Origin of the sequence: Streptomyces zaomyceticus, from assembly GCF_014656215.1 — a bacterium.
GTDB classification, from domain to species: Bacteria; Actinomycetota; Actinomycetes; order Streptomycetales; family Streptomycetaceae; genus Streptomyces; species Streptomyces zaomyceticus.
In genome coordinates this window covers 132038-152344 of record NZ_BNBZ01000003.1, presented here as the reverse complement: position 1 = coordinate 152344, position 20307 = coordinate 132038, and the positions used below count along the sequence as shown (strand labels likewise).

The window sequence follows — 20307 nt, the reverse complement described above, 5'->3', positions numbered from 1 at the left end:
ACCGGGCCTCCGGGGCATCGCGTCAGGCGGACGCCGGCGGGTACAGACTCCGCGGCAGCTCCGAGGCCGCGGCCGCGTCGAGCAGCCACAGCGTGCGCGAGCGGCCGTAGGCGCCCGCCGCCGGGGCCTGCACCTCGCCCGCTCCCGACAGCGCGATCGCCGCCGCCTTCGCCTTGTCCGCACCGGCCGCGAGCAGCCAGACCTCCTTCGCCGCCCGGATCGCCGGAAGGGTCAGCGAGACCCGGACCGGCGGCGGCTTGGGCGCGCCGTGCACACCGACGACCGTCCGCTCGGTCTCGCGGACCGCGGGCAGCTCCGGGAAGAGCGAGGCCACATGGGTGTCCGGCCCGACGCCCAGCATCAGGACGTCGAAGGTCGGCACCCCGCCGTGGTCACCGGGACCCGCGGCGTCCGCGAGCTCCCGCGCGTACGCGGCCGCGGCGGCGTCGACATCGCTGCCGTACGGACCGTCGGAGGCCGGCATCGCGTGCACCCGCGCCGGGTCGAGCGGCACCCGGTCGAGCAGCGCCTCCCGGGCCTGGGTGACGTTCCGCTCGGGGTCGCCCTCGGGCAGGAAACGCTCGTCGCCCCACCACAGGTCGAGCCGCGACCAGTCGACGGCGTCCCGCGCGGGCGCCGAACCGAGCGCCGCGAGGAGACCGTTGCCGTTGCGTCCGCCGGTGAGCACCACCGAGGCGGAGCCGCGGGCGGCCTGGGCGTCCACGATCTTCGTGATCAGCCGGGCGGCCGCGGCCTCGGCCATCAGCTCCTTGTCGCGGTGGACGACCAGCTGGGGGGTGCTCACTTGGCCGCCGCCTTCTTGGCCGGGGCCTTCTTCGCCGTGGGCTTCGCCGTGGGCTTCGCCTCGGCGGCGGCCGGGGCCGCCTCCGCCTCGGGCTCCGCCGCGGGGGCGGTCACGGCCGCCTCCTCGTCCAGCCGTTCCAGACCGAACTTCAGCGCCGTGGCGTAGGTGTCGTCCGGGTCGAGACGACGCAGCTCCTCGGCGATCAGCTCGGCCGTGTCCCGGCGCTTGAGCGCCACCGCACGGTCCGGCTGTCCCTGGATGGAGAGCGTCGCGAGCGAGCCGTCCGGCCGGTCGAGCACGATCGGGCCGGTGCTGGTCTCCATCCGTACGGAGGTGAGACCGGGGCCGGTCGACTTCGAGCGCCGCACCGGCACCTTCAGCCGGTCCGACAGCCACATCGCGAGCAGCTCGACGCTCGGGTTGAACTCCTCGCCCTCCACCTCGGCGGAGGTCACCTCGCACACGACCTGGTCGAGCGCCGCGGCGAGCATCGAACGCCACGGGGTGATCCGGGTCCACGCGAGGTCGGTGTCGCCCGGGGTGTACGCGTCCGCGCGCGCGGTCAGCTCATGGATGGGCTGTTCGGCGGCGTACGTGTCGGTCACCCGGCGCTGGGCGAGCGCGCCCAGCGGGTCCTTCGCCGGGTCGGTCGGCGCGTTCACCGGCCACCAGACGACGACGGGCGCGTCCGGGAGGAGCAGCGGCAGGACCACCGACTGGGCGTGGTCGACGACCTCGCCGTACAGCCGGAGGACCACCGTCTCACCGGTGCTGGCGTCGGCGCCGAGGCGGACCTCGGCGTCGAGTCGTGCCTTGGAGCGGTCCCGCGGGGAGCGCGAGACCCGCTTGATGACGACGAGGGTCCGCGAGGGGTGCTCGCGGGACGCCTCGTTCGCAGCCTTCAGCGCGTCGTAGGCGTTCTCCTCGTCGGTGACGATGACAAGGGTGAGCACCATGCCGACGGCCGGCGTGCCGATCGCCCGCCGCCCGAGCACCAGCGCCTTGTTGATCTTGGAGGACGTGGTGTCCGTCAGGTCGGTCTTCATGGCCTGCGCCAGCTCCGTCCGTCTCGTGCGAGCATCTCGTCCGCCTCGACGGGACCCCAGGTCCCGGACTGGTACTGCGCGGGCTTGCCGTGCTTGTCCCAGAACTGCTCGATCGGGTCGAGGATCTTCCAGGACAGCTCGACCTCCTCGACACGCGGGAAGAGGTTCGAGTCGCCGAGCAGGACGTCGAGGAGGAGCCGCTCGTACGCCTCGGGGCTGGACTCCGTGAAGGACTCGCCGTAGGCGAAGTCCATCGACACGTCCCGGATCTCCATCTGGGTGCCGGGCACCTTGGAGCCGAACCGCACCGTCACGCCCTCGTCCGGCTGGACCCGGATGACGATGGCGTTGCGGCCGAGTTCCTCGGTCGCGGTGGAGTCGAAGGGGGAGTGCGGGGCGCGCTGGAAGACGACCGCGATCTCGGTGACGCGGCGGCCGAGCCGCTTGCCGGTGCGCAGGTAGAAGGGGACGCCCGCCCAGCGGCGGTTGTCGATCTCCAGCTTGATGGCCGCGTAGGTGTCGGTCTTCGACTGGGGGTCGATACCGTCTTCCTGGAGATAGCCGACGGCTTTCGCGCCGCCCTGCCACCCGGCCGCGTACTGGCCGCGGACCGTGGACTTGCCCAGGTCCTTGGGCACCTTCACCGCGCCGAGGACCTTGACCTTCTCGGCGGCCAGCGCGTCGGCGTCGAAGGAGGCGGGCTCCTCCATCGCGGTCAGCGCGAGCAGCTGGAGCAGGTGGTTCTGGATGACGTCACGGGCGGCGCCGATGCCGTCGTAGTAGCCGGCGCGGCCGCCGATGCCGATGTCCTCGGCCATGGTGATCTGCACGTGGTCGACGTACGACCGGTTCCAGATCGGCTCGAAGAGGGTGTTGGCGAAGCGGAGCGCCAGGATGTTCTGGACGGTCTCCTTGCCGAGGTAGTGGTCGATCCGGAAGACCTCGTTGGGCGGGAAGACCTCGTGGACGACCTCGTTGAGCTCCTTGGCGGAGACCAGGTCGTGCCCGAAGGGCTTCTCGATGACCGCGCGGCGCCAGGAGCCGTCCTTCTGCTCGGCCAGCCCGTGCTTCTTGAGCTGCTGGACGACCTTGGGGAAGAACTTCGGCGGCACGGACAGGTAGAAGGCGAAGTTGCCTCCGGTGCCCTGCGCCTTGTCCAGCTCCTCGATGGTGGCCTTGAGCTGCTCGAAGGCCTCGTCGTCGTCGAAGTCGCCCTGGACGAAACGCATCCCCTGGATCAGCTGCTGCCACACCTCCTCGCGGAACGGGGTGCGCGAATGCTGCTCGACGGCGTCGTGGACCTCCTGCGCGAAGTCCTCGTCCTGCCATTCGCGGCGGGCGAAGCCGATGAGCGAGAAGCCCGGCGGCAGCAGGCCGCGGTTGGCCAGGTCGTAGACGGCAGGCATCAGCTTCTTACGGGACAAATCGCCCGTGACGCCGAAGATCACCAGACCCGACGGCCCCGCGATGCGCGGGAGCCGTCGGTCTGCGGCGTCACGGAGCGGGTTGGCTCCGTGGACTGCGCTCAAAGTGCTTACGCCTCCGAAGGTGCGAGGCGCTGGAGCTCCGCCTCGGTGGACTTGAGAAGGTCGTTCCAGGACGCCTCGAACTTCTCGACGCCCTCGTCCTCGAGGAGCTGGACGACGTCGTCGTAGGCGATGCCCAGCTTCTCGACGGCCGCGAGCTCGGCCCGCGACTGGTCGTACGTGCCGCGCACGGTGTCACCCTCGACCACGCCGTGGTCGGCGGTGGCCTCCAGGGTGGCCTCCGGCATGGTGTTGACCGTGCCGGGGGCGGCCAGGTCCACGACGTACAGGGTGTCCTTGTACGCCGGGTCCTTGACGCCGGTCGAGGCCCACAGCGGACGCTGCTTGTTGGCCTGCGCCTTGTCGAGGGCGGTCCAGCGCTCGGAGGAGAAGACCTCCTCGAACGCCTCGTAGGCGAGACGGGCGTTGGCCAGGGCGGCCTTGCCCTTGAGCGCCTTGGCCTCGTCGGTGCCGATGCCGTCCAGGCGCTTGTCGATCTCCGAGTCCACGCGGGACACGAAGAAGGAGGCCACCGAGTGGATCTTGGAGAGGTCGAGGCCGCGCTCGCGGGCCTTCTCCAGACCCGCCAGGTAGGCGTCCATGACCGCGCGGTAGCGCTCCAGCGAGAAGATCAGCGTCACGTTGACGCTGATGCCGAGACCGATGACCTCGGTGATCGCCGGCAGACCCGCCTTGGTCGCCGGAATCTTGATCAGCGTGTTGGGGCGGTCCACCAGCCAGGCCAGCTGCTTGGCCTCGGCGATGGTGGCGGTCGTCTCGTGGGCGAGACGGGGGTCGACCTCGATGGAGACCCGGCCGTCCTGGCCGTCGGTCGCCTCGAAGACCGGCCGCAGGATGTCGGCGGCGTCGCGGACGTCCGCCGTCGTGATCATGCGGATGGCCTCGTCGACGGTCACCTTGCGGGCGGCGAGGTCGGCGAGCTGCTGCTCGTAACCGTCACCCGAGGAGATCGCCTTCTGGAAGATCGACGGGTTGGTGGTCACACCGACCACATGGCTCTGGTCGAGGAGCTCGGCCAGGTTGCCGGACGTGATCCGCTTGCGCGAGAGGTCGTCCAGCCAGATCGCGACGCCTTCGTCGGAGAGGCGCTTGAGAGCGTCTGTCATGAGAATTCCATCTCCATTAAGTCGTACGTATGCGCGTCAGCGCGCGGCGGCGGCGATCGATTCCCGGGCGGCGGCGACGATCGCCTCCGGCGTGAAACCGAACTCGCGGAACAGGACCTTCGCGTCCGCCGAGGCACCGAAGTGCTCCAGCGAGACGATCCGGCCGGCGTCCCCGACGTACCGGTGCCAGGTGAGACCGATACCGGCCTCGACCGCGACACGGGCCTTCACCGACGGCGGCAGGACGGAGTCCTTGTACTCCTGGCCCTGCTCCTCGAACCACTCCACGGACGGCATCGAGACCACGCGGGTCGGGACACCGGCGGCCTGGAGCTGCTCACGGGCCTCGACGGCCAGGTGCACCTCGGAGCCCGTGCCGATCAGCACGACCTCCGGAGCGCCGCCCTCGGCCTCGAAGAGCACGTAGCCGCCCTTGACCGTGTCCTCGTTCGGCGCGTACGTCGGCACACCCTGACGGGTGAGCGCGAGGCCGTGCGGGGCGCCCTTGCCGAAGACCTTGGTGTGACGCTGCATGATCTCGCGCCAGGCGATGGCCGTCTCGTTGGCGTCGGCCGGACGGACCACGTTGAGACCGGGGATCGCGCGCAGCGAGGCCAGGTGCTCCACCGGCTGGTGCGTCGGGCCGTCCTCGCCCAGACCGATCGAGTCGTGGGTCCAGACGTACGTCACCGGGAGGTGCATGAGGGCCGACAGACGCACCGCGTTGCGCATGTAGTCGGAGAACACCAGGAAGGTGCCGCCGTAGATGCGCGTGTTGCCGTGCAGCGCGATGCCGTTCATCTCCGCGGCCATGGAGTGCTCGCGGATGCCGAAGTGGATCGTGCGGCCGTACTTGTCGGCCTCCGGCAGCGGGTTGCCCTCGGGCAGGAACGACGAGTCCTTGTCGATCGTCGTGTTGTTGGAGCCGGCGAGGTCGGCAGAGCCGCCCCACAGCTCCGGGATGACCGCGCCGAGCGCCTTGAGGACCTGGCCCGAGGCGGCGCGGGTGGCGACACCCTTGCCCGGCTCGAAGACCGGGAGCTTCTCGGCCCAGCCGGCCGGCAGCTCGTTCGCCTGGATGCGGTCGAACTCGGCGGCGCGCTCCGGGTTGGCCGTACGCCACTCGGCGAGCGACTTCTCCCACGCGGCGCGGGCCTCACGGCCGCGGTCGCCGAGCGAGCGGGTGTGCGCGATGACCTCGTCGGTGACCTCGAAGGTCTGCTCCGGGTCGAAGCCGAGGACGCGCTTGGTGGCCGCGATCTCCTCGTCGCCGAGCGCCGAGCCGTGCGCGGCCTCGGTGTTCTGCGCGTTCGGGGCGGGCCAGGCGATGATCGAGCGCATCGCGATGAACGACGGACGCTCGGTCTCGGCCTCGGCGGCCCTGATCGCCGTGTACAGCGCGGCCGGGTCCAGGTCGCCGTTGGCCTGCGGCTCGACGCGCTGGACGTGCCAGCCGTACGCCTCGTACCGCTTCATCGTGTCCTCGGACACGGCCGTCTCGGTGTCGCCCTCGATCGAGATGTGGTTGTCGTCCCACAGCAGGATCAGGTTGCCGAGCTTCTGGTGGCCGGCGAGCGAGGACGCCTCGGCGGAGATGCCCTCCTGGAGGCAGCCGTCACCGGCGATCGCGTAGACGTGGTGGTCGAACGGGGAGGCGCCGGTGGCGGCCTCCGGGTCGAACAGGCCGCGCTCGTAGCGGGCGGCCATCGCCATGCCCACGGCGTTGGCGACACCCTGGCCCAGCGGGCCCGTGGTGGTCTCGACGGCGGCGGTGTGGCCGTACTCCGGGTGCCCGGGGGTCTTCGAGCCCCAGGTGCGGAAGGCCTTCAGGTCGTCCAGCTCGAGACCGAAGCCACCCAGGTACAGCTGGGTGTAGAGGGTCAGGGACGAGTGTCCCGCGGAGAGGACGAACCGGTCGCGCCCGACCCACTCGGGGTCGGCCGGGTCGTGCCGCATCACCTTCTGGAAGAGGGTGTACGCGGCGGGCGCCAGGCTCATCGCCGTACCGGGATGGCCGTTGCCGACCTTCTGTACGGCGTCCGCCGCCAGGATGCGGGCGGTGTCCACCGCGCGCTGGTCCAACTCGGTCCACTCGAGGTCTGTGGTGGTCGGCTTAGTGCTCACCCTGGGTCAGGGCTCCTCTCCACATGTCTGAAGCCGGTGACTGAGGGTGTACCGGCGTTGTCGAGCCTACCCCCGCCGGAACGTCCCTCTTTTCGTGTGCATGCCCCTCAAATGAGCGGACACAGCAAGACTGCCGCCGCCCGTGTGAGTTCGCCTCCCGAAGCGTGTCCACGCCTTGGGACACACCCCCTCAACACGACCCCACCCCCGCGAAGATCGGCGTCTGGGCAACGTCTACAGTGGCGTGGTACGCGCAAGCTTTGCCCCGTCTTCGTCCGGGCGGCTTGCTGGGAATTTCTCTGTCAGGGGTGTGCGTGACGGCCGTCGAGTCCCGACCCGCAGGGGTCGTCTTGACTCCCAGCCCGGGGGGCCATCGGCCGTTCGGGGCCCGCGTCAAGGCATATGTGGCGCTGACCAAGCCGCGGATCATCGAGCTGCTGCTCATCACCACCGTTCCGGTGATGTTCCTCGCCGAGCAGGGCGTGCCCGACCTGTGGCTGGTGCTCGCCACCTGCTTCGGCGGCTATCTGTCGGCGGGCGGCGCCAACGCGCTGAACATGTACATCGACCGCGACATCGACGCGCTGATGGACCGCACCTCCCAGCGTCCGCTGGTCACCGGTGTCCTGACGCCGCGCGAGGGCCTGGTCTTCGGCCTCACGCTCGCCGTGGTCTCCACCCTCTGGTTCGGGCTGCTCGTCAACTGGCTCTCGGCCGCCCTCTCGCTCGGCGCGCTCCTCTTCTACGTCGTCGTCTACACGATGATCCTCAAGCGGCGCACCGCGCAGAACATCGTCTGGGGCGGCATCGCCGGCTGTCTGCCGGTGCTCATCGGCTGGTCCGCCGTCACGAACTCGATGTCGTGGGCCGCGATCATCCTCTTCCTCGTCATCTTCTTCTGGACGCCGCCGCACTACTGGCCGCTGTCGATGAAGGTGAAGGACGACTACGCGCGCGCGGGCGTGCCGATGCTCCCGGTGCTGGCCTCCAACAAGGTCGTGGCCAAGCAGATCGTCGCGTACAGCTGGGTGATGGTCGCCGTCTCGCTGCTGCTCACGCCGCTCGGCTACACCGGCTGGTTCTACCTGACGGTGGCGCTGGTGACCGGCGGCTGGTGGCTCTGGGAGGCGCACGGGCTGCTCAACCGCGCCAACGCGGGCGCGACCGGCGCGAAGCTCAAGGAGATGCGCCTGTTCCACTGGTCCATCACCTATGTGTCGCTGCTCTTCGTGGCGGTCGCGGTGGACCCCTTCCTCCGCTAGACCGTCTCCTCCGGCCCGGGCCCTCCCTTCCGGAGGGGACGGGCCAGGCGCTCAGATGATCAGACCGGCAGACGGCCGGGTTACGTGGGATAGGCCACGTGACCCGGCCGTCGCCAGTAGATCTACCCCTCGGTAGCATCCTTTTCATGGCAGAAACGAAGCAGGCAGAGCGCAAGGCGGCCAAGCTCGCCAAGGAGATCAAGGCCTTCTCCAAGGAGCACGGCGGCTCCGAGGGCCACCTCGCGCACATCGGCCAGGCGGGCACCCGGATCGTCCTCGTCGGCACCGACGGCGGCTGGGGCGACCTGGTGGCCCCCACGTACGCGATCGCGCAGCAGGCCGCCGAGAAGGCCGGTCTCACCCTCCACGAGGAGTTCGACGGCGAGTTCGCCGCCAAGGTCGCCACGGGCCCGTACGAGTGGAGCCGGATGGCCGGTATCCAGATCGGCGGCCCCTCCAACGGCTGAGCCAACAACCTCGCGCGGGGCTCACCCGTTAGGACGTGTGGAGACGCGACACGTCCACACAGGGAGCCCCCCGAGATGATCGACACGCCGAGCCTGGTGGACCAGTACTGCCACGGGGTGCTCCGTACGGAGCTCGGCCTCGGCACCTTCGAGGCCCACCTCGGCGCCCAGCTCGGCGGGAGCACCGCGCTGCCCGCCGCGGGCACCACCTTCTTCGACACCCAGACCGGCTTCGCCGTGCGCCGCTGGTGCCCGCCGCTCCTCGGTCTGGAACCGCACTGCCCGCCCGCCCGCTATCTCGCCCGCCGCCGTGAGCTCGGCGTCGCCGAGGCGGGCAGGCGCCTGCTCCGGGCCTCCGGGATCGCCACCTATCTCGTAGACACGGGGCTACCGGACCAGCTGGCCGGCACCGGACTCCCCGACGATCTGACGGGACCCGCCGAGCTCGGCACCACCGGCGCCGCCGAGGCCCACGAGATCGTCCGCCTCGAACCCCTCGCCGAACAGATCGCCGACACCTCGGGGACCGTCGACGCCTTTCTCGCCAACCTCGCCGAGGCCGTCCACGGGGCCGCCGTCAACGCCGTGGCCTTCGCCTCCGTGGCGGGTGTACGCCAAGGCCTCGCGTACACGCCCGAGCCGCCGGGACCCGGGGAGGTGCGCGGCGCGGCGGGGCGCTGGCTCGCCGGACGGCCGGCGGGAGGGCGGCTCACCGACCCCGTCCTGCTCCGCCATCTGCTCTGGATCGCGGTCACCGCGGGGCGCCCCCTCCAGCTGCACACCGGGGACCGGGACCCCGCATCGGTCGCCGGCTTCGCCGCCGCCACCGGCGGACTCGGCACCGACCTGGTCCTGGTGCACTCCTATCCGCACCACCGCACCGCCGCCCGGCTGACCGGAGCGCACCCCCATGTGTACGCGGACCTGGGACCCGTCCTCGCCCACACCGGGGCGCGGGCGGCCGCCGTCCTCGCCGAGGTCCTGGAGCGGGCGCCGTTCGGGAAGCTGCTCTTCTCCAGCGGCGCCCACGGACTGCCCGAACTCCACGTGGTCGCCGCGAGCGTCTTCCGCACCGCGCTCACCCGGGTGCTCGGCGAATGGGTCATGGACGGCGCCTGGTCCCGTACGGACGCCCAGCGGGTCGCCGCCATGATCGCGGGGGACAACGCCCGCCGGGTCTACCGGCTGGCGCGGCCCGCTGTCGGACCGCGTTGGTAGCGTTCCCCGGCAAGATCGAACGGATCACGGGGAGCGGACGCCATGCGGGAAGTGACAGGACACCAGGTCGACGGGGCACGGATCGGACGCGTGCTCGAGGATGTCCGGGGGCAGACCTTCGAGCACTGGCACGACCTCCGGTACGGCGTCGGGATGTCGCTCGTGCGCCTCGGGGCGGCCCGCGACGAACTCCTCGACCACGTCGGGGCCCGCACCGTCGAGGACCCGGAGCTCGCCGCCGAATCCTCGAGGACGGCGCTGCTCACCGCCGCCGAGTGCGCCCTCGGCGTGCTGGGCGTCGGGTGCTTCCCCGAAGGGGACTGGGACGTGCCGCTGCCCCTGGTCGACCGGACGCTCTCCAGCGACGACCAGCTCTACATCGAGGGCGCGGACCCGGGGCACCGGGCACCCACGGCGCGCACCTGGGTCGACACGTTCGCCCTGTGCCTGATCAGCGGGCTGGTCTGGGAGCGGCGGCGGGTGATCGGTCCGCTGCTCGTGAAGGACTACGCGCCCGCGATCCGCTCGGGAGTGCCGTACTCACGGTTCGACTCGGTCTCGGAGCCGGCGGACCTCGCCGAGATGGACGCCCTCTGCGCGTATCTGACCGTGGAGAGCGGGCGCCACCCCGGCGCCGTACCCGGGGCCGTCCCGGTGCGCCGGCCCGACGCCGAAAAGCGCGCGAGCGCGGCCCGGGCCCTCGACGCGGCCGGCCCGCTCGGCCCCGACCAGCGGCTGCTGCGCGTGCTGCTCGACGACGACCGCGAGGGCTTCGAGCAGGCGCTCGCGGACCGGCTGGAGGAGCACCGCGCGGGCGTCGGAGCCGATCCGGCGCCCAGGACCCTGCTGCCGGTGGGCGCCGTCGCGGCGGCCGCGCTCGCGCACCTGGCGCACGACTGGGAGCCGGGCGTCCGCTCCGGCTACCTGCCCGAGGCGCTGTTGCGCGCACCGGTCCCCGTATAGCCGCATCCGCCCGGACCCCCGCTCCCGGGCGGGGATCCGGGCGGATCCGGGTGGTCCCGGACGGGCTCGGGCGTCGTCCGGCGAGCCTCAGGCGGTCGCGAGCTCGGGGTCGGCCTGGGCCGGGATGCCGGCGGCGGGAACCGGGCGCTCGCGGAGGCTCAGGGCGAGGCGCAGGACGGCGATCCACATCAGAGAGGAGCCGAGCATGTGGACGGCGACCAGGAGCTCGGGGACCCCGGTGAAGTACTGGACGTAACCGATCGCGCCCTGCGCGAGCAGCACGATCAGCAGCTCGCGGGCGCGGGCCCGGGTGTCGAGCGGGGCGTCCACCACCCGCAGGACCAGCCACATCGCGAGCGCCAGGGCGCAGACGACCCAGGCGGCGACGGCGTGGAGGTGGGCGGCGTTCGTCCAGTCCCACGGCATGCGGGGGACGTCGCTGCTGTCGCCGGCGTGCTTGCCGGCGCCGGTCACCGTCGTGCCGAGCACGATGAGCAGGGCCGAAGTGAGCGTGATCGCCCAGGAGAGCTTCCGCACCGGGCGCGGCACCCGCGGGCGGGGTGCGCTGTCGCCCTCGCCCGTCCGGTGCCAGGTGATGACGGCGACGGTGATCAGAGCGTTCGCGGCCAGGAAGTGGCCGGCGACGGTCCACGGGTTCAGGCCCATCCACACCGTGATGCCGCCGATCACGGCGTTGCTCATCACGATCCAGAACTGCGCCCAGGCCCAGCGGGTCAGGTTGCGGCGCCACGGCTTGGTGGACCGGGCGGCGATGATCGCCCAGCCGACGGCCGCCGACAGGACGTACGTCAGCATCCGGTTGCCGAACTCGATCATGCCGCGGTAGCCCTGCTCGGGCGTCACGATCAGGCTGTCGTCGGTGCACTTGGGCCAGGTGTCGCAGCCGAGACCGGAACCGGTCAGCCGGACCGCGCCACCCGTGACGACGATGAGGACGCTCATCACGACGGCGGAGAGCGCGGCGCGCCGGAGCGTCCTGGGGGACGGGGTCCAGCGCCTGGCGATGGAGGCGAGGGGGGTCAGCACGCGCCCTATCGTAGGACGGGGCTTGTGCACGCTTTCACGAGGGGTGCCTTGTCGGGAAACGTCACCCTCTGGGACCCCGCCGCTACTCCCAGCGGAAGAACCTCGCCGCCGCGCCGAGGCCGAGGACGGCCCAGACGGCGAGGGTCAGCGCGTCGCCCCAGGGCAGAGCCGCGCCGTCCTGGAGGACGGCGCGCAGGCCGTCGGAGAGGGCGGAGATCGGCAGCAGCTCCAGGACCGAGCGGGCCGCGTCCGGGAACTTCGCCAGCGGGACGATGACGCCGCCGCCCACCAGGAGCAGCAGGAAGACCAGGTTGGCGGCGGCCAGCGTGGCCTCCGCCCGTAGGGTGCCCGCCATCAGCAGTCCGAGGCCGGAGAACGCGGCCGTGCCGAGCACCACCAGGAGCAGCACGGAGAACGGGTCGCCGTGCGGGGACCAGCCGAGACCCAGCGCGATCGCCGTCAGAAGGGCGATCTGGAGGACCTCGGTGACCAGCACGGCCAGCGTCTTTGAGGCCATCAGCGCCCAGCGGGGGAGCGGCGAGGCGCCGAGGCGCTTGAGCACCCCGTAGCGCCGCTCGAACCCGGTCGCGATGGCCTGGCCGGTGAAGGCGGTCGACAGGACGGCGAGGGCGAGGACGCCCGGGGCGAGGAAGTCGACCGCCTTGTCCGCGCCCGTGTCCACGATGTCGACCGTGGAGAAGAGCACCAGGAGCAGCGAAGGGATGATCACGGTGAGGAGCAGCTGCTCGCCGTTGCGCAGCAGCATCCGGGTCTCCAGGGCCGTCTGCGCCGCGATCATCCGGCCGACGGGGGCGGCGCCCGGCTTCGGGGCGTACGTACCAGTGCTCACGACCGCAGTTCCTTGCCCGTCAGTTCGAGGAAGACGTCCTCGAGAGTGTGGCGCTCGACGGCGATGCCGTCGGGCATGACGCCGTGCTGGGCGCACCAGGTGGTCACCGTGGCGAGCAGCTGGGGGTCGACGGCGCCGGTGATCCGGTACGTGCCCGGGAGCGGCTCCGCCGCGGCCGTGCCGTCCGGCAGCGCCTTGAGCAGGGAGCCGAGGTCCAGTCCCGCGCGTCCGGTGAAGCGCAGGGTGTTCTCGGCGCCGCCGCGGCACAGCTGCTCGGGGCTGCCCTGGGCGGCGACGCGGCCGGCGTCGACGATGGCGACGTCGTCGGCGAGCTCCTCGGCCTCCTGCATGAAGTGGGTGGTGAGGACGACGGTCACGCCGTCGGCGCGCAGCTCGCGGACGAGGTCCCAGGTGGCGCGGCGGGCCTGCGGGTCGAGGCCGGCGGTGGGCTCGTCGAGGAAGACGAGCTCGGGGCGGCCGACGACGGCCATGGCGAGCGCGAGGCGCTGCTGCTGGCCGCCGGAGAGGCGCCGGTAGGTGGTGCGGCCGCAGGAGCCGAGGCCGAGCCGCTCGATCAGGGCGTCCACGTCCAGGGGGTGGGCGTGGAGCCTGGCCATGTGGCGGAGCATCTCGTCGGCGCGGGCGCCGGAGTAGACGCCGCCGGACTGGAGCATGACGCCGATCCGGGGGCGCAGGGCGGCCGCGTCGGCGATCGGGTCGAGGCCGAGGGCGCGCACGGTGCCGCCGTCGGGCCTGCGGTATCCCTCGCAGGTCTCGACGGTGGTGGTCTTGCCGGCTCCGTTGGGGCCGAGGACGGCGGTGACGGTGCCCGCCCGTACGTCGAGGTCGAGGCCGTCGACGGCGGTCTTGCTTCCGTACCGCTTGACCAGGCCACGGACCTGGACGACGGACTCGCTGTTCTTGGTCCCGCGCATGACGGGAAGTCTAGAGAGGGGCCGGAGGTCCTCCCGGCGCGGGGCCGGTCGGCGGATGGCGGGCGGGGATATTTTCCCGGCGACGATCTTGGACGGAGCGGCAGGTTCCGGTGATCCGGAACGCTGTCTTCCGTTCGCTGTGACCGGGTGGCATCGGCGCCGCGGAGCCGGTGTGGCCTGCGCGTACGGGCTTGCGGGGGCGGCCGGATCGGGCCGGTGATTCGTCCTATGAATGATCATTTCCGCAGGTCAGGTAAGCCTTACCTGAGTGACGCACGGCACCGCCACCACTCCCGGCGCCGCTTGTCAGGCCGAGATTAATTACGCAACAATGGCGTTGTGAAAAACGTTGGCGCGGCTCCGGTGGAGGAACTCGCGACCCGTGAGCGTTCGACGCGCAACCGGGTGGCGCGGTCGATCCTGGACCACGGGCCGTCGACCGTCGCCGACCTCGCCGGACGGCTCCGCCTCACCCAGGCCGCCGTCCGCCGGCACCTCGACTCGCTGGTGGCCGAGAACGTCGTCGAGGCCCGCGAGCAGCGCGTCTACGGGGCCCGCGCCCGTGGCCGCCCCGCGAAGGTCTTCGCGCTCACCGACTGCGGCAGGGACGCCTTCGACCAGTCGTACGACTCCCTCGCCGTCGAGGCACTCCAGTGGATCGAGCGCAACGCGGGCGGGGAGGCCGCCGTGGCAGCCTTCGCCCGCGACCGGATCGAGGCCCAGGCGGACACGTACCGCCGGGCCGTCGAGGCGGCCGACCCCGCGCAGCGGACCGAGGCGCTCGCCAAGGCCCTGACCGCGGACGGGTACGCTGCCACTGCGCGGAACGCGCCGGTCGGCGAGCAGCTCTGCCAGCACCACTGCCCGGTCGCCCACGTCGCCGAGCAGTACCCACAGCTGTGCGAGGCGGAGACGGAGTTCTTCTCCCGCCTCCTGGGAACGCACGTCCAGCGTCTGGCCACCATCGCGCATGGTGACGGCGTCTGCACCACGTTCATCCCGCACGGCGCCCCACAGACCACCGAATCAGCATCCGTAAGTACGGCCGGGAGGAACCCCGCATGACCACCGAGATCAGCCACCCCGAGCTCGAGGGCCTGGGTCGGTACGAGTACGGCTGGGCCGACTCCGACGCCGCCGGTGCCACCGCCAAGCGCGGTCTGAACGAGGACGTCGTCCGCGACATCTCCTCGAAGAAGAACGAGCCCGAGTGGATGCTGAAGCTGCGTCTCAAGGGTCTGCGGCTCTTCGACAAGAAGCCCATGCCGACCTGGGGCTCCGACCTCTCCGGCATCGACTTCGACAACATCAAGTACTTCGTGCGGTCCACCGAGAAGCAGGCCGAGTCCTGGGAGGACCTGCCGGAGGACATCAAGAACACGTACGACAAGCTCGGCATCCCCGAGGCGGAGAAGCAGCGCCTCGTCGCCGGTGTCGCCGCCCAGTACGAGTCCGAGGTCGTCTACCACCAGATCCGCGAGGACCTGGAGGAGCAGGGCGTCATCTTCGTCGACACGGACACCGCGCTGAAGGAGCACGAGGAGCTCTTCCGCGAGTACTTCGGCACGATCATCCCGGTCGGCGACAACAAGTTCGCCTCCCTGAACACCGCCGTCTGGTCCGGCGGATCGTTCATCTACGTGCCGAAGGGCGTGCACGTCGAGATCCCGCTCCAGGCCTACTTCCGTATCAACACGGAGAACATGGGCCAGTTCGAGCGGACGCTGATCGTCGTCGACGAGGACGCCTACGTCCACTACGTCGAGGGCTGCACCGCCCCGATCTACTCCTCGGACTCGCTGCACAGCGCCGTGGTCGAGATCATCGTCAAGAAGGGCGCGCGCTGCCGTTACACGACCATCCAGAACTGGTCGAACAACGTCTACAACCTGGTGACCAAGCGCGCCGTCGCCTACGAGGGCGCCACCATGGAGTGGGTCGACGGCAACATCGGCTCCAAGGTCACCATGAAGTACCCGGCCGTCTACCTGATGGGCGAGCACGCCAAGGGCGAGACCCTCTCCATCGCCTTCGCGGGCGAGGGCCAGCACCAGGACGCCGGCGCCAAGATGGTCCACATGGCCCCGAACACCTCCTCCAACATCGTCTCCAAGTCGGTGGCGCGAGGCGGCGGCCGCACCTCCTACCGCGGTCTCATCGAGATCGGCGAGGGTGCCCCGGGCGCCAAGTCCAACGTGCTGTGCGACGCGCTCCTCGTCGACACGATCTCCCGCTCGGACACGTACCCCTACGTGGACGTGCGCGAGGACGACGTCTCCATGGGCCACGAGGCCACCGTCTCCAAGGTCTCCGAGGACCAGCTCTTCTACCTGATGAGCCGCGGCCTCACCGAGTTCGAGGCCATGGCGATGATCGTCCGCGGCTTCGTCGAGCCCATCGCCAAGGAACTCCCAATGGAGTACGCCCTGGAGCTCAACCGGCTGATCGAGCTGCAGATGGAAGGCGCGGTCGGCTGACGACGCCACCGCCCCCGTTCGCAGCGACCGACTTCGTACGTACGCAGGAAGAGAGCAACACGACAGCCATGGCTGAGGCTCAGAACATCCCGGCGGGCTCCACCACCGCCGGCTCGATCGCGGTGGCCGCCGAGTCCACCGTCGCCACGCGCATGAGCGCGCCCCCGTCCTTCGACGTCGCGGACTTCCCGGTCCCGCACGGCCGCGAGGAGGAGTGGCGGTTCACCCCGCTCGCCCGACTCCGCGGCCTGCACGACGGCACCGCCGTCGCGTCCGGCGAGGGCGTCAAGGTCGAGATCGAGGCCCCCGAGGGCGTCACCGTGGAGACCGTCGGCCGTGAGGACGAGCGTCTCGGCAAGGCCGGCAAGCCGGTCGACCGCGTCGCCGCCCAGGCGTACTCCTCCTTCGAGAAGGCCTCGGTCGTCACCGTCGCCAAGGAGGCCGTCCTCACCGAGCCGATCCGCATCGCGGTGCACGGCCAGGGCGGGGTCGCCTTCGGCCACCAGGTCATCGAGCTCGGCGCCTTCGCCGAGGCCGTCGTGGTCATCGACCACACCGGTGACGCGGTGCTCGCCGCCAACGTCGACTACGTCCTCGGCGACGGCGCGAAGCTGACCGTCGTCTCCGTCCAGGACTGGGACGAGAAGGCCGTCCACGTCGCCCAGCACAACGCGCTGGTCGGCCGCGACGCCTCCTTCAAGTCCGTCGTCGTGACCTTCGGCGGCGACGTCGTCCGCATCCACCCGCGTGTGTCGTACGCGGCCCCCGGCGGCGAGGCCGAGCTCTTCGGTCTGTACTTCACCGACGCGGGCCAGCACCAGGAGCACCGCCTCCTGGTCGACCACAACACGCCGCACTGCAAGTCCAACGTGGCCTACAAGGGCGCGCTGCAGGGCCAGGACGCGCACGCCGTCTGGATCGGCGACGTGCTCATCCAGGCCGCCGCCGAGGGCACCGACACGTACGAGCTCAACCGGAACCTGGTCCTCACGGACGGCGCCCGGGTCGACTCCGTGCCGAACCTGGAGATCGAGACCGGCGAGATCGCCGGCGCCGGTCACGCCTCGGCCACCGGCCGTTTCGACGACGAGCAGCTCTTCTACCTGATGTCCCGCGGTATCCCGCAGGCCGAGGCCCGCCGCCTCGTCGTCCGCGGCTTCTTCGCGGAACTCGTCCAGCAGATCGGTCTGCCGGACGTCCAGGAGCGCCTCCTCGCCAAGATCGAGGCCGAGCTGGAGGCCTCCGTCTGATGGCCTTCGTCCGAGTCTGCGCGCTGAGCGAGCTGGAGGCCGACACCCCGAAGCGGGTCGAGGTCGACGGCACGCCGGTGTCGGTCGTGCACACCGAGGGCGAGGTGTTCGCGATCAACGACATCTGCTCGCACGCGAACGTCTCCCTCTCGGAGGGCGAGGTCGAGGACTGCGCCATCGAGTGCTGGCTGCACGGCTCCAGCTTCGACCTCCGGACCGGCAAGCCCTCCGGCCTTCCCGCGACGCGCCCCGTGCCCGTTTACCCCGTAAAGATCGAAGGGGACGATGTGCTCGTCTCCGTCACCCAGGAGTCCTGAGTCACCCATGGCAACGCTTGAAATCCACGACCTGCACGTCTCCGTCGAGGCGGAGAACGGCCCCCGCGAGATCCTCAAGGGCGTCGACCTGACCATCAAGCAGGGCGAGACCCACGCCGTCATGGGCCCCAACGGCTCCGGCAAGTCGACCCTGGCCTACTCCCTCGCCGGCCACCCGAAGTACACGGTCACCGGCGGCACCGTCACCCTCGACGGTGAGGACGTCCTGGAGATGTCGGTCGACGAGCGCGCCCGCGCCGGCGTCTTCCTCGCCATGCAGTACCCGGTCGAGGTCCCCGGTGTCTCGGTCTCCAACTTCCTGCGCACCTCCGCCACCGCCGTCCGCGGCGAGGCGCCCAAGCTGCGCACCTGGGTGAAGGAGGTCAAGTCCGCGATGGAGCAGCTCCAGATGGACCCGGCCTTCGCCGAGCGCAACGTCAACGAGGGCTTCTCCGGCGGCGAGAAGAAGCGCCACGAGATCCTCCAGCTCGAACTGCTCAAGCCGAAGATCGCGATCCTCGACGAGACTGACTCCGGCCTCGACGTCGACGCCCTGCGCGTCGTCTCCGAGGGCGTCAACCGCGTCCGCGAGACCGGCGAGGTCGGCACCCTGCTGATCACCCACTACACGCGGATCCTCCGCTACATCAAGCCCGACTTCGTGCACGTCTTCGCGAACGGCCGCATCGCCGAGTCCGGTGGCGCCGAGCTCGCCGACGTCCTGGAGAACGAGGGCTACGACAAGTACGTGAAGGGTGGCGCGTCCGCGTGACTTCTGCCCATCAGGGGCTCTCCGGCCTCCTCGACACCGAGGCGATCCGCAAGGACTTCCCGCTCCTGGATCGCGTGGTCCACGACGGCAAGAAGATCGTGTACCTCGACTCCGCGGCGACCTCGCAGAAGCCGCGGCAGGTCCTCGACGCGCTCAACACGTACTACGAGCGCCACAACGCCAACGTCCACCGCGGCGTCTACACGGTCGCCGAGGAGGCGACGGCGCTGTACGAAGGCGCCCGTGACAAGGTCGCGGCCTTCATCAACGCGCCGAGCCGCGACGAGGTGATCTTCACCAAGAACGCCTCGGAGTCGCTCAACCTCGTGGCCAACATGCTGGGCTGGGCCGACGAGCCCTACCGCGTGGACCACGAGACCGAGATCGCCATCACGGAGATGGAGCACCACTCCAACATCGTGCCGTGGCAGCTGCTCTCGCAGCGCACGGGCGCGAAGCTGAAGTGGTTCGGCCTCACCGACGACGGCCGTCTCGACCTCTCGAACATCGAGGAGGTCATCACCGAGAAGACCAAGATCGTCTCGTTCACGCTGGTCTCGAACCTGCTGGGCACGATCAACCCGGTGGAGACGATCATCCGTCGCGCCCAGGAGGTCGGTGCGCTGGTCTGCATCGACGCCTCGCAGGCGGCCCCGCACATGGTCCTGGACGTGCAGGCGCTCCAGGCCGACTTCGTGGCCTTCACCGGCCACAAGATGTGCGGCCCGACCGGCATCGGCGTGCTGTGGGGACGGCAGGAGCTCCTGGAGGACCTCCCGCCCTTCCTCGGCGGCGGCGAGATGATCGAGACCGTCTCGATGCACTCCTCGACGTACGCGCCGGCCCCGCACAAGTTCGAGGCGGGTACGCCCCCGATCGCCCAGGCCGTCGGCCTCGGCGCGGCCGTGGACTACCTGTCGGCGATCGGCATGGAGAACATCGCGCGCCACGAGCACGCGATCACCGAGTACGCCGTCCGGCGCCTCCAGGAGGTTCCGGACCTGCGGATCATCGGCCCCACCACGGCCGAGGACCGCGGCGCGGCGATCTCCTTCACGCTCGGCGACATCCACCCGCACGACGTGGGTCAGGTCCTCGACGAGGAGGGCATCGCCGTCCGGGTCGGCCACCACTGCGCGCGGCCGGTCTGCCTGCGGTACGGAATTCCTGCGACCACGCGGGCGTCGTTCTATCTGTACTCCACCCCGGCCGAGGTCGACGCCCTGGTCGCGGGACTCGAGCACGTACGGAACTTCTTCGGGTAGGGGCTTGGCCGTGAAGCTGGATTCGATGTACCAGGACGTCATCCTGGACCACTACAAGCACCCGCACGGGCGCGGTCTTCGGGACGGCGACGCCGAGGTGCACCACGTCAACCCGACGTGCGGCGACGAGATCACGCTCCGCGTGAAGTACGACGGCTCGCGCATCGAGGACGTGTCGTACGAGGGTCAGGGCTGCTCGATCAGCCAGGCCTCGGCGTCCGTCCTCAACGAGCTGCTCGTCGGCAAGGAGCTGGCCGAGGCGCAGAAGATCCAGGGCACCTTCCTGGAGCTGATGCAGTCCAAGGGCCAGCTCGAGCCGGACGACGCGATGGAGGAGATCCTGGAGGACGCGGTCGCGTTCGCCGGAGTCTCCAAGTACCCGGCCCGTGTGAAGTGCGCCCTGCTCAGCTGGATGGCGTGGAAGGACGCGACCGCCCAGGCCCTGGGCGACGCGGCGGAGAGGAAGTCGGCATGACCGAGAACGCCGAGGCCACGATGAAGCCGGCCTCCGAGGAAGAAGTCCGTGAGGCGCTGTACGACGTCGTCGACCCCGAGCTGGGTATCGACGTCGTCAACCTGGGCCTGATCTACGGCATCCACATCGACGAGTCGAACATCGCGACGCTGGACATGACCCTGACGTCGGCGGCCTGCCCGCTGACCGATGTGATCGAGGACCAGGCGAAGTCCGCGACGGACGGCATCGTCAGCGAACTGAAGATCAACTGGGTCTGGATGCCCCCGTGGGGCCCGGACAAGATCACGGACGACGGCCGGGAGCAGCTGCGCGCGCTCGGGTTCAACGTCTGACGGTCGCCGCGACCGACCGTTTCGCGCTTTCGAACGGCCATGCCCA

The 20307-nt window shown here is 70.5% G+C and carries 20 protein-coding genes; 12 read left to right on the top strand and 8 right to left on the bottom strand.

Features of this window, described 5'->3' with window-relative positions; translation table 11 throughout:
* Positions 1 to 22 precede the first annotated feature (22 nt).
* The 5 genes from pgl to tkt are packed head-to-tail and all read right to left on the bottom strand — an operon-like array spanning position 23 to position 6628.
* Complete coding sequence (gene pgl / locus IE311_RS05800) at positions 23 to 805, bottom strand: 6-phosphogluconolactonase (protein ID WP_189830479.1); 783 nt, start codon at positions 803 to 805, stop codon at positions 23 to 25.
* Positions 802 to 1851 (bottom strand): glucose-6-phosphate dehydrogenase assembly protein OpcA, encoded by a 1050-nt coding sequence (opcA, locus tag IE311_RS05795; protein ID WP_189830478.1) that lies wholly within the window; start codon positions 1849 to 1851, stop codon positions 802 to 804. The genes pgl and opcA overlap by 4 nt, the downstream gene beginning before the upstream one ends.
* Positions 1848 to 3380: a glucose-6-phosphate dehydrogenase gene (gene zwf, locus IE311_RS05790; protein WP_189830477.1), complete on the bottom strand. Its 1533-nt coding sequence runs from the start codon at positions 3378 to 3380 to the stop codon at positions 1848 to 1850. The genes opcA and zwf overlap by 4 nt, the downstream gene beginning before the upstream one ends.
* Positions 3381 to 3385: 5 nt before the next feature.
* Positions 3386 to 4504 (bottom strand): transaldolase, encoded by a 1119-nt coding sequence (tal, locus tag IE311_RS05785; protein ID WP_189830476.1) that lies wholly within the window; start codon positions 4502 to 4504, stop codon positions 3386 to 3388.
* A 36-nt stretch (positions 4505 to 4540) separates the two neighbouring features.
* The gene (gene tkt, locus IE311_RS05780) at positions 4541 to 6628 is read right to left on the bottom strand and encodes a transketolase (RefSeq protein WP_189830475.1); all 2088 of its coding nucleotides are present in this window, start codon (positions 6626 to 6628) and stop codon (positions 4541 to 4543) included.
* 314 nt (positions 6629 to 6942) lie between these two features.
* On the opposite strand from tkt, the gene IE311_RS05775 reads away from it, so the two are divergent.
* The 4 genes from IE311_RS05775 (at position 6943) to IE311_RS05760 (ending at position 10538) form a co-directional block, all read left to right on the top strand.
* Positions 6943 to 7890 (top strand): heme o synthase, encoded by a 948-nt coding sequence (locus IE311_RS05775; protein WP_189830474.1) that lies wholly within the window; start codon positions 6943 to 6945, stop codon positions 7888 to 7890.
* Positions 7891 to 8036: 146 nt separating this feature from the next.
* Entirely contained in the window at positions 8037 to 8357 is a 321-nt protein-coding gene (locus IE311_RS05770; RefSeq protein ID WP_189830473.1) for a hypothetical protein, read from the top strand.
* A gap of 75 nt (positions 8358 to 8432) precedes the next feature.
* Positions 8433 to 9575, top strand: a complete 1143-nt coding sequence (locus IE311_RS05765; protein WP_189830472.1) for an amidohydrolase family protein — start codon at positions 8433 to 8435, stop codon at positions 9573 to 9575.
* A 90-nt stretch (positions 9576 to 9665) separates the two neighbouring features.
* The gene (locus IE311_RS05760) at positions 9666 to 10538 is read left to right on the top strand and encodes an immunity 49 family protein (protein WP_229901747.1); all 873 of its coding nucleotides are present in this window, start codon (positions 9666 to 9668) and stop codon (positions 10536 to 10538) included.
* A gap of 87 nt (positions 10539 to 10625) precedes the next feature.
* Here the strand turns inward: IE311_RS05760 and IE311_RS05755 are convergent, their stop codons facing one another.
* The 3 genes from IE311_RS05755 to IE311_RS05745 form a co-directional block, all read right to left on the bottom strand.
* Positions 10626 to 11594, bottom strand: a complete 969-nt coding sequence (locus IE311_RS05755; RefSeq protein WP_229901762.1) for a COX15/CtaA family protein — start codon at positions 11592 to 11594, stop codon at positions 10626 to 10628.
* A gap of 73 nt (positions 11595 to 11667) precedes the next feature.
* The gene (locus tag IE311_RS05750; protein ID WP_189830469.1) at positions 11668 to 12435 is read right to left on the bottom strand and encodes an ABC transporter permease; all 768 of its coding nucleotides are present in this window, start codon (positions 12433 to 12435) and stop codon (positions 11668 to 11670) included.
* Positions 12432 to 13370 carry an ABC transporter ATP-binding protein gene (locus tag IE311_RS05745; RefSeq protein WP_189830468.1) on the bottom strand — a complete coding sequence of 313 codons (939 nt, stop codon included), beginning with the start codon at positions 13368 to 13370 and terminating at the stop codon, positions 12432 to 12434. The genes IE311_RS05750 and IE311_RS05745 overlap by 4 nt, the downstream gene beginning before the upstream one ends.
* Positions 13371 to 13709: 339 nt before the next feature.
* Here IE311_RS05745 and IE311_RS05740 point away from each other — a divergent pair, with 339 nt between their 5' ends.
* The 8 genes from IE311_RS05740 to IE311_RS05705 all read left to right on the top strand — a co-directional run bounded on the left by IE311_RS05740 (position 13710) and on the right by IE311_RS05705 (position 20261).
* Positions 13710 to 14435: a helix-turn-helix transcriptional regulator gene (locus tag IE311_RS05740; protein ID WP_189830467.1), complete on the top strand. Its 726-nt coding sequence runs from the start codon at positions 13710 to 13712 to the stop codon at positions 14433 to 14435.
* Positions 14432 to 15847: a Fe-S cluster assembly protein SufB gene (gene sufB / locus IE311_RS05735; RefSeq protein ID WP_189830466.1), complete on the top strand. Its 1416-nt coding sequence runs from the start codon at positions 14432 to 14434 to the stop codon at positions 15845 to 15847. Before IE311_RS05740 ends, sufB begins: the two co-directional genes overlap by 4 nt.
* 68 nt (positions 15848 to 15915) lie before the next feature.
* The gene (gene sufD, locus IE311_RS05730; RefSeq protein ID WP_189830465.1) at positions 15916 to 17097 is read left to right on the top strand and encodes a Fe-S cluster assembly protein SufD; all 1182 of its coding nucleotides are present in this window, start codon (positions 15916 to 15918) and stop codon (positions 17095 to 17097) included.
* Positions 17097 to 17414 (top strand): bifunctional 3-phenylpropionate/cinnamic acid dioxygenase ferredoxin subunit, encoded by a 318-nt coding sequence (locus IE311_RS05725; RefSeq protein WP_030322524.1) that lies wholly within the window; start codon positions 17097 to 17099, stop codon positions 17412 to 17414. The genes sufD and IE311_RS05725 overlap by 1 nt, the downstream gene beginning before the upstream one ends.
* 7 nt (positions 17415 to 17421) lie before the next feature.
* Positions 17422 to 18186: a Fe-S cluster assembly ATPase SufC gene (sufC, locus tag IE311_RS05720; RefSeq protein WP_073806607.1), complete on the top strand. Its 765-nt coding sequence runs from the start codon at positions 17422 to 17424 to the stop codon at positions 18184 to 18186.
* Positions 18183 to 19451, top strand: coding sequence for a cysteine desulfurase (locus IE311_RS05715; protein WP_187624021.1), 1269 nt, complete (start codon positions 18183 to 18185; stop codon positions 19449 to 19451). Before sufC ends, IE311_RS05715 begins: the two co-directional genes overlap by 4 nt.
* A gap of 10 nt (positions 19452 to 19461) precedes the next feature.
* Entirely contained in the window at positions 19462 to 19926 is a 465-nt protein-coding gene (gene sufU, locus IE311_RS05710) for a Fe-S cluster assembly sulfur transfer protein SufU (protein ID WP_189830464.1), read from the top strand.
* Positions 19923 to 20261: a metal-sulfur cluster assembly factor gene (locus IE311_RS05705; protein WP_055602247.1), complete on the top strand. Its 339-nt coding sequence runs from the start codon at positions 19923 to 19925 to the stop codon at positions 20259 to 20261. The genes sufU and IE311_RS05705 overlap by 4 nt, the downstream gene beginning before the upstream one ends.
* The last annotated feature ends 46 nt before the right edge of the window (positions 20262 to 20307 follow it).

Excerpts from the sequence above, each read along its gene's own strand:
- opcA (WP_189830478.1), bottom strand. The coding sequence starts at position 1,851 with ATGAAGACCGACCTGACGGACACCACGTCCTCCAAGATCAACAAGGCG.
- tal (WP_189830476.1), bottom strand. The coding sequence starts at position 4,504 with ATGACAGACGCTCTCAAGCGCCTCTCCGACGAAGGCGTCGCGATCTGG.
- IE311_RS05770 (WP_189830473.1), top strand. The coding sequence starts at position 8,037 with ATGGCAGAAACGAAGCAGGCAGAGCGCAAGGCGGCCAAGCTCGCCAAG.
- IE311_RS05765 (WP_189830472.1), top strand. The coding sequence starts at position 8,433 with ATGATCGACACGCCGAGCCTGGTGGACCAGTACTGCCACGGGGTGCTC.
- IE311_RS05745 (WP_189830468.1), bottom strand. The coding sequence starts at position 13,370 with ATGCGCGGGACCAAGAACAGCGAGTCCGTCGTCCAGGTCCGTGGCCTG.
- sufB (WP_189830466.1), top strand. The coding sequence starts at position 14,432 with ATGACCACCGAGATCAGCCACCCCGAGCTCGAGGGCCTGGGTCGGTAC.
- sufD (WP_189830465.1), top strand. The coding sequence starts at position 15,916 with ATGGCTGAGGCTCAGAACATCCCGGCGGGCTCCACCACCGCCGGCTCG.
- IE311_RS05725 (WP_030322524.1), top strand. The coding sequence starts at position 17,097 with ATGGCCTTCGTCCGAGTCTGCGCGCTGAGCGAGCTGGAGGCCGACACC.
- sufC (WP_073806607.1), top strand. The coding sequence starts at position 17,422 with ATGGCAACGCTTGAAATCCACGACCTGCACGTCTCCGTCGAGGCGGAG.
- IE311_RS05705 (WP_055602247.1), top strand. The coding sequence starts at position 19,923 with ATGACCGAGAACGCCGAGGCCACGATGAAGCCGGCCTCCGAGGAAGAA.